Origin of the sequence: Schaalia georgiae DSM 6843 (assembly GCF_000429245.1) — a bacterium.
Lineage (GTDB): Bacteria > Actinomycetota > Actinomycetes > Actinomycetales > Actinomycetaceae > Pauljensenia > Pauljensenia georgiae.
Map to the genome: position 1 here is coordinate 46,163 of NZ_AUBM01000007.1, position 12,782 is coordinate 58,944.

Consider the following 12,782-nt stretch of genomic DNA (forward strand, 5'->3'; position numbering starts at 1 on the left):
CCACTGACCCTGAACCGGCTGAACCTGCCCACCCGGCTGCTGCCACTGACCCTGAACCGGCTGAACCTGCCCACCGGGATGCTGCGCCTGGATCCACGCGACCAGAGCGGGGTAGACGGAGGGGTGCCGCACGACGAACGGGTGCAGGTCCGGACGGGCCTGGGCGATGACCGCCAGGTCATTGGCCGTCAGGCCCGGGTTCGCCATATCGCTGGCCTGCAGCCGCGACGGATCGATCATGATCGTGTAACTCCTTTCGCGCCCCGGTGGTGCTGTGCCGCATGCCTGCACCGGCACCGCCGAAGCCACCCCCATCCTAGCCTCCCCGCCGCTGCGGTGAACGCCCACCGTTCCTGCGCAGCACCCGCCCAACCTTCCGGGCTCCGTTAAACTAATGCGATGAACGCACCCGCCCCGGCACCACGGACGCCAGCGACGACGCGGATCCTTCGCAATCCCAGCATCCGGTTCGCCCTGTCCATCATCCCCGCCACGATCGTGCTCGCACTCGTCGTTGAACCAGTCCAACCCGGTGCCCCCACGTGGCTCGTCGGCGGAGTCGTCGGAGCCATGGGGTACCTGCTGCGACGCCTCACCCAGCCCCACGCGCCTGGGCGCGACGGGACGATCGAGGAGGCGCCCGCCTCGTGAACCCCTACCTCACTGAGATCGCGTGGATGGTACTGGCGCTCGCACTGTCCACCCTGATCGGGCTCGAGCGCCAGATCCGCGGCAAAAGCGCGGGCATCCGCACGCAGGCGATCGTGGGGCTCACCGCGGCGCTCATGGTCCTCGTATCCAAGTACGGCTTCCAAGACGTCCTCACCGACGGCATCACCCGTTTCGACCCGTCCCGAGTCGCCTCGCAGATCGTGTCCGGCATCGGTTTCCTGGGGGCGGGCATCATCCTCACGCGCCACGGAGCGATCCGCGGTCTGACGACGGCGGCCACCATCTGGGAGACCGCGGCGATAGGCATGGCGTGCGGAGCGGGCCTGTGGTGGCTCGCGATCGCCGGTACCGCGTTGCACTTCCTGATCGTCCTGGTGATGAGCCCGGTCATTCAGCGCATCACGAAGCGCGCCCGGGGGAGCAAGACAGTGGTCGCCGTCCGTTACTGGCCCGGCCACGGGATGGTCGCCGAGCTCCTGCAGCAGGTGGGCGCCCTCGGCTGGCAGGTCCACCGACTCTCGTCGCACGCGGACGGTAAGGACAGCCCCACGGTGGCCCGTCTCGTCGTGTCCACCGCGCAGCCACTGGCGACGTCGGCGCTGGTCGCTTCACTGGTCGATCTGGAGGGGGTGCTCGGCGTCGAAGTCGTGGAGGACGACGAGGAGTAACGCCCCGCCGGGCAGTCGGCGCCCGGGGGTGCCCGCCCTGAAACTTGCACGCCGCCCCCGGTCTACCCCCGGTCAGGCGCGCCCAGTCCCCTCCGCCCACGCGTCGAGGGCCTCCGCGAGCCGCACGGTGTCAGTGTCGGCCGGAATGTGGAGGAAACCCGCCGCACCCCCATGGGCTCGTGCGGCTGTCAGCGCCGCGTAGAACACGGAATTGCACACGAAGGTGCCCGCGCTCCAGGACTCCTCCGCCTCGAATCCCGCTGATCGCAACCCAGCGAGGAGCGCCCTCCAGTCGATCGACGCGAATAGCCCGTCAGGCCCGGAAGGATCGACGGGCTCGTGGTCGCATGACAGTCCGTCATTGTCCGTGCCCGTGCGCTCGTTGACGGCGACGCGCTCTACGCACAGGGGCCGACGGGACGCGGCGAGGCCGACGCAGAGGACCGCGCGCGGCCTGATCCGCTCGATGAGCACCCGCACGAGGCGGGGGCCCGCCTCGAAGCCCACCGGCAGCAGGGCGGTGGTGACCCGTGGCGGCCGACGGGCGCTGAGGCGCTCGATGAGGAGTTGCGAGGGATTGACGGCGTGGGGGCCGAAGGGCTCGAAGCCTGTGATGAGAACATCCGCGTCCATGGGGGCACATTACCAAGACCTGGACAGCGCAGCCCCCGCAGCACCGGCCACGCGGACGGCGGCTCTGGTGGTGGTCTGGTCGGCTCCGGCCGAGCGCTCCCCCGCAAGGGACCGGGACCTGGATCGTGGGCGTTCCCTCGTCCCGCGCCCGGATGGGGCGGGGGGCTGGGTTCCTGCCCCGTTCAAGCCGGGCGCGCGGAAGGGCCCGGTCTCGGTTGAGACCGGGCCCTCTGGGTTGGTAGCGGGGACAGGATTTGAACCTGCGACCTCCGGGTTATGAGCCCGGCGAGCTACCGAACTGCTCCACCCCGCGTCGGCTCTGTAGAGTCTAGCGCACCGGTACGGGGGGCACAAACTGAACGCGGTGATGTGGGTCCTAGCAGCGCGCGGGCACTGCTCCAGCGGGGCGCGGTGGCACGTTCGGCACGGCGGGCACTGGCGCTTCCGTCACTCCTGGGGCCCTTGAGAGGTTCGCGGCGGCTACTGGCCGCCGCCCGGGGACTGGAAGCCCTGCGCGCCAGAGCTCTGCGGGCCGCCCGTGTACTGGGCCCCGCCCGGGGACTGGTCAAGGCCCTGAGCCGACACTGGATACCCGCCCTGCGCGGGCTGGGGGAACTGCCCACCGGGGGAGCCGTAGGGCGCCATTGCGCCATAGGCCGGCATGGCGGCACTGGGGCGCCCGTCGGGAACCGCCAGGCAGATCGCGCAGACGACACCGATCCAAGAGAGCACCCATACCACCATCGCGCGCCAATACAACGAGGAGAAGACGTAATCGAACTGCGGGGGGAGGAAGCCGGTGTACCAATCCTCTCCGAGGAGGGTTTGGATCACAGGAGCGAGGACGAAGGTCTCCACGAGCAAGCACCCGGCGAGGGTGTAGCGGGCGGCGCTGCCGTGCCGCGCCAGGAACGTCGCGGCCAGAACGATCATCACGACGTTGAACACGGTCCAGAACCAAGTGGTCCAGTTGACGAGAGCAATATAGTACAACTCGAGATAGCTGAAGTCCCACGGGATAAAGCGGTTCAGGATGAAGCAGAACTGCAGGCAGAGGAGCACACGCGCGCACACGCGCGCACGACGCGAGGTGAACGCGCCCGGGCGGGCGCCCTGCTGGACGGGCGCGCCCGGCGCCGCCTGTCCGTACTGGTAGGGCCCCCCTTGGGGAGAGGCCGGCTGGTAGGGCGTCCCTGGGGGGATGGACGACTGCTGCGCCCCGCCGGAATTGAGATCCACGGAGTACGGGCCTTGGGGAGCGGTCATGGTGCTCCTTCCACTGAGTTAAAGGTTCAACACTGCATGTGCTTTGCATCATAGTAGCAAGCCGCTGCCGCTTGGACCGCATTGCCCCGCCCCGTCGACGGCGGTGGCCCCCGCCTTGACTGGGCGGGGGCCACCGAGGCCGGTGCACCGCTCTAGGAGCCGGGCTGTCCGCCGGTTGAAGCGGCACTCGGGGTCGGAGCGGGCGTGCCCGCAGCGGCCTGTGCGGCCTCAGCGCGGTTCAACGCCTCCTTCAAGCGGTTCTGGGCCTCGCCGTAGGCACTCCAGTCGCCCCTCTTCAAGGCCGAATCGGCGTCCCGCATCGCCGCGGAGGCATCGGCGAGGGCCTGGGCCACCGTGGGCGTGCGGGGCTGGGCCGTGGAACCGGACTGAGCGCCGGACTGCGATCCATCGCCGCCGTCCCCGCCGCCCGGCGACGGCCTCGTTGAGGACCCGTCGTCGGAGATCAGCTGCTTGAGCGATTCCTCCAACGTGGACGCGAAGCCCACCTTGTCGCCGAACGCTGTGAGCACCGAACGGAGCACCGGGTACGAGGCGCTGCCCGTCCCCTGCACGTAGACGGGCTGGACGTAGAGCAGGCCGCCGCCGACGGGAAGCGTCAGCAGGTTGCCCCTGATAACCGTCGAGTCGGCCTGGTTGAGCAGGTTGAGCTGCGTGGCGATCTTCTCGTCGGAGTCGTACTTGTTCTGCACCTGCCCAGGGCCGGGCACAGTCGTCGACGACGGCAGCGCCAGCAGTCTGAGTTTCCCGTAGCCCTCGCGCACCGCGCCCGGCTGGGAGCCCGTCTCCGAATCGACTGCCAAGAAGCCGGCCATCGCCTCGCGCCGCCCCTCGCCGCCGCCTCCGGGGACGAACACGCTGGTGAGCGAGAACTCCGCGCTCTCCTGGCCCGGCATCTGCATGGTGAGGTAGTACGGCGGCTGCAACGAGGTCGAGGCGGGCGCCTGCGAACCGGCGGCCTGGGCGTGGGAGGCGCCAATGGTGGAGGTCTCCTCGGCCAGACGCCACCTGTCACCGCCCGCGTAGAAGCCGGCCGCGTCAGTCACGTGGTAGGTGGCCAGCAGGTTGCGCTGCACCTTGAACATGTCCTCCGGGTAGCGCAGGTGGCTCATGAGGTCGCCGGAGACATTGGCGATGGGCTCGACCGTCCCCGGGTAGATCTTCTCCCAGGTCTTGAGGACCGGGTCCTTGTCGTCCCAGCGGAACAGCCGCACGGAGCCGTCGTAGGCGTCGACGACAGCCTTGACGGAGTTGCGCATGTAGTTGATCTTATTGGCCTGGACGTACTGCCCCACCTGCGTGGCCTGCGAGTCCACCGTCGCGTCGGACAGGGACTCGTGCTGCGAGTACGGGTACTGGTTGGTCGTCGTGTACGCGTCGACCACCCACACGAGGCGCTTGGGGGTCGAGGCGTCGTCGTCCATGTCGACCACCGCCGGGTAGGCGGACTGCTCGAGGGTCAGATAGGGGGCGACCTTCGCCACCCGCTGGAGGGGGTCGCGGTCGTAGAGGATCTGGGACGCCTCGTTGGTCTGCGAGGAGAAGAACAAGTCGGTGGAGCCGAACTTGATGGCGTAGAGGAGCTTGTTCCACACGTTGCCCACCGAGGGGCCGCCGTTGCCGGTGAAGGTCGTGGAGACCTGGCCGCCGACCGCAGTGTCGTCCGGGTAGTCGAGCTCTTGGGGATCGGCTCCTTCGGGTGCGCCGACGATCGAGTAGTCGGGCGCGTTGGGGCTGAAGTAGACGCGCTCCTCGTAGTCGCCCATCTCGCCGACCGAGGGAACGGACTGCTCCCAGTAGGAGGGCAGGCCGTCGCTGGTGAGCTGGTTGCCGTAGGCCGCAATCGCCCCGTACCCGTGCGTGTACACGGTGTGCTGGTTCACCCACGTCTGCTGCTCGGCCGACAGTCCCGCCAGGTTGAGCTCGCGCACGGAGACCACGGTGTCGCGGCGCTCGCCGCCCACGTTGTAGCGGTCGACCTTCATCCCCGAGTTGAAGCCGTAGTACAGGCGGGACTGCTGAAGCTGCTGGACGGTCTTGGTGATGACCTTCGGGTCGAGCAGGCGCACCTGGCCGGTGAGGGCGTCGTTATCGAACTGCCCCGCCGAGGCGGTCGTCGCCGCGTCGTAGTTGGTCTGGTAGTCCACGTCGTCCAGGCCGTAAGCCTCCAGAGTCGCGTCGATGTTGCGCTGGATGTAAGGGGCCTCCAGGGTGCGCTGGTTGGGGCGCACCCTGAACTGCTGGATGAGCGCGGGGTAGGCCATCCCCAGGACCAGGGCGGCTACCACGGTCACAGCGATGCCCGACCCGGGCAGGCGCCACGTCCCGCGGTAGGCGGCGACCACGAAGAGGACAGCGACCAACACGGAGATCACCGCGAGGATCGAATGCGCGGGCAGCGTCGCGTTGATGTCGGAGTACATGGCCCCGTCGATGTTCATGCTGGAGTTCGTGCTGGTGAGCAGTTCGTAGCGGCCCAGCCAGTAGTTCGCGCCGATCATCAGGGAGACGGCGGCGGCCAGCATGCCCGCCTGCAGGCGGGCGGGCTTGGAAGCGTGGGGGCGCGGGGCCAGTCGGACCGTCCCGTAGAGGTAGGAGACGACCAGGCCCGCCACCAGGCAGATCCCGGCGGCGCTCATCAGGAAGGACACTAGGACCTTCAAGGCCGGCAGGGTGAAGACGAAGAAGGAGATGTCGAGGCCGAACTCGGGGTCGACGCGGTCGAAGGACGAGCCGTTGACGAACTGCAGGAGGGTCTGCCAGTTCGCGGCCATGCGCACCCCCGCGGTGAAGCCGAAGAACAGCGCGACGCCCCAGAACGCGAGTTTGCGGACCGGCGCGAGAGCCTTCTGGTAGGCGCGCAGCGACGCAGCGGCTTCCCCCCGCGTCGATGCCTCGCGGTGCTTGTAGGCGTGGGCCATCGACAGGTACACGACGGTCGTCATCACGCCGAAGCCCACCAGGAACAGCCCGATGTGGGCGCCCCACTGCGTCAGGAGCACCCGCGTCGCCCGCATCTGGTTGAACCACAGGACCTCGGTCCACACGATCGAGGCGGCGTAGACGACGCCCGCGATGACGACGAGGGCGGCGACGGTGATCCCGAAGGGCCCGACCCTGGGCGCGGACCTCCGTGAAGCGGGGCGGCGCTCGGGCCGGGCGCCTTGGGCGAAGGGGAAGGAGCTCACGGCGTTGTCCTCTCTGTTGATGTGCAGCTCCGCCCAGTCTAGCGGTGCCGTGCGATCGGGACTGAGGCGGGAGTTGCGCTGTCCGTGAGACGATGGGTCCATGAACGGATCCATGACCCCGACGGCCCCCGAGGTCGCGCTGGCCAACGTAGTGGTCGACATCGAAAAGGGCGCTGCCCGCGCGGGCTGGGACCACGCGCCCACGCTGTACGCGCTGGTCCCCACGGCGCGGCTGCTCGACGACCCCCTGCTGCCCGACGAGGTGGCCGCCCACCTGCGGTCGGGCTGGGACGGCAGCGACGACCATCTGTCGGCCGTCGTCCAGGAGGACATGGCCGACGACGACCTCGAGGAGGTGCTGGGGCACTTGGCGTGGCCGCCCGAGGTGGCGGGGGCCGCGCTGACCGTCGAGCGCGTCGTCGTCCCCCCGGAGGTGGAGGCCCAGGCGCCCAAGGATCCGGAGGCCGCGATCGAGTTCGTGTCCAACCACCCCTCCCGCACGGAGGTGCGCCTAGCCGTCGGCGTCCTGCGCAGCGGGGAGTCGTGGTGCGCGCTGCGCATGCGTCCCTTCGACTCCGATGACAAGGTGGGGCAGGGGTCGGTGCTGGTCCCAGCCCTCGTCGATGCGCTGCGCGTCTCGTTGGAGCCGGACGAGGCGGGAGCCTCGTAGGCCGCAGGCGCCTCGTCGGCCGCGGGATCCGGAGCAGGCCAGGGGCCCGGGCCCCGTGGGCCGCCGCGTCGTCTGCGCCACCGTCAAGCGCGGGAGCAGGCCGGGGGACGCGGGCCCGTGGGCCACTTGGCGGGGCCGCCCGTCTCACCACGTGGCCAAATCCCCACCCGCTGGGCGCCCGACGGGGTACTCTAGGCGCATTCCATTTCTTTGACGATTTCTTGGGAGCGGCAATGAAGTTCGGTTTCGTCGGCACCGGGGCGATGGTGAGCGCCATCGTCCGGGGGGCCGCTGCGGCCGGATTCGACGCCTCCAAGTTCGTCCTTTCGAACCGCACGCCCCAGGACGCCCAGGCCCTGGCCGACGAGGTGGGCGCCACGACCGCCCGTTCCAACGGCTCCCTGGCCCACCAGGTCGACGTGCTGGTGCTGGGCGTAAAACCCGCCGTTCAGCCCGAGGTCATCGAGCAGATCGCCCACATCGTGCGCGAACGCCCGGAGATGTGCGTCGTCTCGCTGGCTGCGGGGCGCACCCTGGACACGATCCTCGAGGACTTCGGGGCGTGTGTGCCCCTGGTGCGCGTCATGCCGAACGTCGCGGCGCAGATCGGGCAGTCCATGAGCGCCCTGTGCTCCGTGGGAGCCACCGACGACCAGGTCACCGCGGTGCGCCGACTGATGGACGCGGTGGGGCGCACCGTGGTCATCGACGAGAAACTGTTCCCAGTTTTCCAGTCCCTGGCCAGTTGCTCGCCCGCGTGGCTGTTCCAGATCATCGACAGCCTCGCCCGTGCTGGAGTCAAGCACGGACTCCCCAAGGACATCGCCGTGCGGGTCGTCGCGCAGGCGATGACGGGTTCTGCCTCCCTGGTGCTCGCAGCATCGGCCGAGGGGCGCGTGCCCGCCCAGCTCATCGACCAGGTGTGCTCGCCCGGCGGCACGACAATCGCAGGATTGCTCGCCGCCGAGGAAGGTGGTTTGTCGGCTTCGCTGGTAGGCGCTGTCGACGCATCCATCCACGCCGACTCCCATCTCGGCTGACCCCGCTCCGGCGGGCATCCCCCGCGGGCCGCGCGCCCGCCGGGCACCACCCCAGCGCACCCGCCGCGCCGCTCCCTCATCCGCGCGTACCCGGCGGTCCGACTGCGCTCCCCTTCCAACACAGGAATAGTCATGTTGGTCTTCAACGCCGTTGTCGTCTCCGTGCTCGTGATGCTGGTCCTCTCAATCGCCCGCGTGCACGTCGTCATCTCATTGTTCGTCGCCTCACTGGTGGGCGGCCTGGTCTCCGGCATGGGCTTGTCGGCGACGATGGTCGCCTTCCAGGAGGGTCTTGCCGGGGGCGCGAAGATCGCCCTCTCCTACGCGCTTCTGGGTGCCTTCGCCATGGCCGTCGCCCACTCGGGCCTGCCGCAGCTGCTGGCGAATTGGATCATCGTCCGCATGAAGAACGCCGACGAGTCCAACCAGGCCAGGATCGCCCGCGGCGCCAAGTGGGGGATCCTGTGCGGGGTGATCGCCATGGGCATCATGAGCCAGAACCTCATCCCCATCCACATCGCCTTCATCCCCCTGCTGATCCCGCCGCTCATCGGCGTGATGAACCGGCTCGGGCTGGACCGCCGCGCCGTGGCCTGCGCGATCACCTTCGGCATCGTCACGACGTATATGTTCCTGCCCGTGGGCTTCGGGCGGATCTTCTTGCACGACATCCTCTACAAGAACATTATCGAGGCGGGCCTGGACGTGTCCGGGGTGAGCCCGACGGCCGCTATGGCGATCCCGGCTGCCTCGATGCTGGTGGGATGCCTGATCGCGTTGCTCTTCTCGTACCGGGGGCGCCGCGAGTACGAGGACCGCAGTGACTCCTTCGGGCGCCCGGCTGAGGAGCCCATCGACATGAAACGGGTGTGGGCCGCTCTGGCGGCCATCGTCTTGTGCTTCGTGATCCAGACGTGGCTGACGCTGGTCGAGTCCGAGGCGGATCCCCTGCTGATGGGGGCCATCGTGGGCCTGTGCGTGATGCTGTCGATGCGCGTGGTGCCCTGGCAGCAGGCGAACGACATCTTCAGCACCGGCATGAAGATGATGGCGATGATCGGACTCATCATGATCGCCGCGCAGGGCTACGCCTCGGTCTTGAAGGCGTCCGGCCAGATCGAGCCCCTCGTCACCGGCACGGCGGCTGTGTTCTCCGGCTCGAAAGCCCTGGCGGCGTTCGTGATGCTGCTGGTCGGCCTGGTCATCACGATGGGCATCGGGTCGTCTTTCTCGACGTTGCCGATCATCTCGGCGATCTACGTGCCCCTGTGCGTGGCACTGGGCTTCTCCCCCATTGCGACGGTGGCGATCATCGGCACCGCGGGGGCGCTGGGCGACGCGGGCTCGCCCGCTTCGGATTCGACGCTGGGACCGACGACCGGTCTCAACGTCGATGGCCAGCACGACCACATGCGAGACACGGTGATCCCCACGTTCCTCCACTACAACGTTCCACTGCTGGTCGGCGGCTGGATCGCGGCGATGGTCCTGTGACCCGCCCCGGTCCGCGCCGGGGGCCGCAGTCGGCGGGGTCGGCCCGTGCGCTCCCGCGCGGGCAGACCCCGCCGAGCACCGTGGCACCACTGGCCCGCGGCGCCCCATGTCGCACACAACGGCCCGAATTACGCAACACGGTAACGCACACAACGGCTTGATCCCACCGTTGTGTGCGGAAGACGTTTCGTAAATCACCTCCCTTGTGTGCGTACCCCCGCTATCCGGTTCCCCGGAGGGGGTGTGATGAAGACTCACGCTCCCCCGGGCGGGGCCGGTGGACCGGGCGCGGTACCGAAAGTACGCTTGTCGGGTACTAGTCCACGACTCGGATGGAGATAACAGAACATGGCAGATCGACCCGATCAGCTGCCCGCCACCGCCCGCGCCCCCCGTGTGCCCGACCGCGCGGCGCCGGAGGGGCTGGAGCACAAGTGGGGTTCGGCCTGGGAGGCCGAGGGGACCTACTCCTTCGACCGCACGGCCGCCCGCGAGCAGGTCTACTCGATCGACACCCCGCCCCCCACGGTGTCCGGCTCACTGCACATCGGCCACGTCTTCTCCTACACGCACACCGATGTCGTCGCCCGCTTCCAGCGTATGAGGGGCAGGGCCGTGTTCTACCCGATGGGGTGGGACGACAACGGGCTGCCCACGGAGAGGCGCGTGCAGAACTACTTCGGGGTCCGCGTGGACGCGACACTGCCCTACGACCCCGACTTCGAGCCGCCGCACGTGGGCGGCGAGGGCAAGTCCATCAAGGCCCGCGACCAGAAGCCTATTTCACGCCGCAACTTCGTGGAGCTGTGCGAGCGCCTCACTGTCGAGGACGAGGCCCAGTTCGAGGCCCTGTGGCGCTACCTGGGGCTCAGCGTGGACTGGAAGCAGAACTACCAGACGATCGGGCGGCGCGCCCGCAAGGTCGCCCAGGCGGCGTTCTTGCGCAACCTGGCGCGCGGCGAGGCGTACCAGGCGGAGGCGCCGGGCCTGTGGGACGTGACCTTCCAGACGGCGGTCGCCCAGGCTGAGTTGGAGTCCCGCGAGTACCCGGGCTTCTACCACCGCATCGCCTTCCACCTCACGGACGCGTCGGCCGCGGCCGAGGCCGCCCGGGCGGGCGCCCCCGTGGAGGACGGCGTCGACGTGTGCATCGAGACGACCCGCCCGGAGCTGCTGGCCGCGTGCGTGGCGCTGATCGCCCACCCGGACGACGAGCGCTACAAGCCGCTCTTCGGCACAACGGTGGCCTCCCCCGTCTACGGCGTCGAGGTGCCCGTCCTGGCCCACCCGGCCGCTGAGAAGGACAAGGGCGCGGGCATCGCCATGTGCTGCACCTTCGGCGACACCACGGACATCGACTGGTGGCGCGACCTGGGCCTGCCGCTGCGCGCGATCCTGCGCAAGGACGGGCGCCTCGTCGCCGATACGCCCGAGTGGATCACCACGGAGGCGGGCCGCGAGGCGTTCGCCGAGATCTCGGGCAAGACGACGTTCTCGGCCCGCGAGGCCGTGGTGGCGCGCCTGCGCGGCAGCGGCGAGCTCAAGGGCGAGCCCACCAAGACGGTCCGCCAGACGAACTTCTTCGAGAAGGGCGACAAGCCCTTGGAGATCGTCACCTCCCGCCAGTGGTACATCCGCAACGGCGGCCGCCCATGGACGAGGCCCGCCTCGGGCGCCGACCTCAACGACGAACTGGTGGAGCGGGGCCGCCAGCTGGAGTTCCACCCGGATTTCATGCGCGTGCGCTACGAGAACTGGGTGCGGGGCCTGAAGGGCGACTGGCTGGTGTCGCGCCAGCGGTTCTTCGGCGTGCCCTTCCCGCTGTGGTACCGGGTGGGCGCGGACGGCCAGGTCGACTACGACTCCGTCATCACGCCTTCCGACGACAGCCTGCCCGTGGACCCATCGACGGACGCGCCGGAGGGCTTCACGGAGGAGCAGCGCGGCGAGCCGGGCGGTTTCGTGGGCGAGCTCGACATCATGGACACGTGGGCCACGTCCTCCCTGTCGCCGCAGTTGGCGTGCGGCTGGTTGCACGACGACGACCTCTTCGCCCGCACCTACCCGATGGACCTGCGCCCCCAGGGCCAGGACATCATCCGCACGTGGTTGTTCTCCTCGGTGGTGCGCGCCGACTTGGAGTTCGGGGCCCTGCCGTGGCGCCACACGGGCCTGTCGGGGTGGATCCTGGACGCCGACCACAAGAAGATGAGCAAGTCCAAGGGCAATGTGGTGACCCCGATGGGCTTGCTGGAGAAGTACGGGTCGGACGCGGTGCGCTACTGGGCGGCATCCGCGCGCCTGGGCCTGGACGCCGCTTTCGACGAGCAGCAGATGAAGATCGGGCGGCGCCTGGCGATCAAGGTCCTCAACGCCTCGAAGTTCGCGCTCACCATGGGCGGCGAGGGCGCCCGGCTGGACCTGGATCCGGCTCTGGTGACGGTGGACCTGGACCGTTCCGTGCTGGCGGAGCTGGCCGGGGTGGTCGCCGAGGCGACCGGGGCCCTGGCCTCCTACGACCACGCGCGCGCCCTGGAGGTCACGGAGTCGTTCTTCTGGACGTTCTGCGACGACTACTTGGAGCTGGTGAAGGAGCGCGCCTACAACCGCGAGGGCGCGTGGGACGAGGCGTCGGCTGCGTCTGCGCGCGCCGCCCTGGCCCTGGCGATCGACACGGTGGTGCGCCTGCTGGCCCCCTACCTGCCGTTCGTGACGGAGGAGGTGTGGAGCTGGTACCGGGAGGGTTCGGTGCATACCGCGCCGTGGCCGACCGGCGCCCCCCTGGCCTCCGCCGCCGGGGACCCGTCTGTGCTTGCCGCGGCCTCCGGCGCCCTGATCGCGCTGCGCCGCGTGAAGTCCGAGGCGAAGGTCTCCCCGCGCACCCCGTTCCTGTCGGTGGTGCTCGAGGTGCCCGCCGCGTCCCTGGGGGCCCTGGAGTCCGTCAAGGGCGACCTGGAGGCCGCGTCGAAGGCCGTGGGCGCGCTGACTGTGTCCGCGTCCCAGGACTCCGAGGCCACCGACGCCGTGGTCGAGTCTTTCGAACTGGGCGAGGCCCCGGCCAAGCGCAAGAAGGGCTGAGCCTGTAGCCGCATTGATTGGCGGGTGTGTGCCCCGGGCCCTGCGGCCCGGGGCA

10 protein-coding genes and 1 tRNA gene are annotated in these 12,782 nt (G+C 69.3%); 6 read left to right on the forward strand and 5 right to left on the reverse strand.

All coding sequences use genetic code 11. The features are described 5' to 3' along the window. On the reverse strand, positions 1-240 hold a 240-nt coding region (locus tag G447_RS12840), incomplete at its 3' end, for a variant leucine-rich repeat-containing protein (protein ID WP_481133056.1). Positions 241-399: 159 nt separating this feature from the next. On the opposite strand from G447_RS12840, the gene G447_RS0102265 reads away from it, so the two are divergent. Further along, positions 400-651: a hypothetical protein gene (locus G447_RS0102265; RefSeq protein WP_026429885.1), complete on the forward strand. Its 252-nt coding sequence runs from the start codon at positions 400-402 to the stop codon at positions 649-651. Then, positions 648-1,340: an MgtC/SapB family protein gene (locus G447_RS0102270; protein ID WP_026429886.1), complete on the forward strand. Its 693-nt coding sequence runs from the start codon at positions 648-650 to the stop codon at positions 1,338-1,340. Before G447_RS0102265 ends, G447_RS0102270 begins: the two co-directional genes overlap by 4 nt. A gap of 72 nt (positions 1,341-1,412) precedes the next feature. On the opposite strand, the gene G447_RS0102275 is transcribed toward G447_RS0102270, so the two are convergent. The 4 genes from G447_RS0102275 to G447_RS0102290 all read right to left on the reverse strand — a co-directional run bounded on the left by G447_RS0102275 (position 1,413) and on the right by G447_RS0102290 (position 6,445). Then, a complete protein-coding gene (locus G447_RS0102275) occupies positions 1,413-1,973 on the reverse strand; it encodes a pyroglutamyl-peptidase I (protein ID WP_005871607.1) in 561 nt (186 codons plus the stop codon). Between the two features lie 236 nt (positions 1,974-2,209). Further along, positions 2,210-2,286, reverse strand: a tRNA-Met gene (locus G447_RS0102280). 167 nt (positions 2,287-2,453) lie between these two features. Beyond that, positions 2,454-3,239, reverse strand: coding sequence for a hypothetical protein (locus G447_RS0102285; RefSeq protein ID WP_026429887.1), 786 nt, complete (start codon positions 3,237-3,239; stop codon positions 2,454-2,456). Positions 3,240-3,391: 152 nt separating this feature from the next. After that, a complete protein-coding gene (locus G447_RS0102290; protein ID WP_424141088.1) occupies positions 3,392-6,445 on the reverse strand; it encodes a UPF0182 family membrane protein in 3,054 nt (1,017 codons plus the stop codon). Positions 6,446-6,545: 100 nt separating this feature from the next. On the opposite strand from G447_RS0102290, the gene G447_RS0102295 reads away from it, so the two are divergent. From G447_RS0102295 to valS, 4 genes are all read left to right on the forward strand, one after another. Then, a complete protein-coding gene (locus G447_RS0102295; protein WP_026429889.1) occupies positions 6,546-7,115 on the forward strand; it encodes a PPA1309 family protein in 570 nt (189 codons plus the stop codon). Between the two features lie 233 nt (positions 7,116-7,348). After that, on the forward strand, positions 7,349-8,155 hold the full coding sequence (gene proC / locus G447_RS0102300; RefSeq protein ID WP_005871606.1) for a pyrroline-5-carboxylate reductase: 807 nt from the start codon (positions 7,349-7,351) through the stop codon (positions 8,153-8,155). Between the two features lie 132 nt (positions 8,156-8,287). After that, a complete protein-coding gene (locus G447_RS0102305) occupies positions 8,288-9,649 on the forward strand; it encodes a Na+/H+ antiporter family protein (protein WP_005871602.1) in 1,362 nt (453 codons plus the stop codon). Positions 9,650-9,997: 348 nt separating this feature from the next. After that, positions 9,998-12,727, forward strand: coding sequence for a valine--tRNA ligase (gene valS, locus G447_RS0102310; RefSeq protein WP_026429890.1), 2,730 nt, complete (start codon positions 9,998-10,000; stop codon positions 12,725-12,727). The last annotated feature ends 55 nt before the right edge of the window (positions 12,728-12,782 follow it).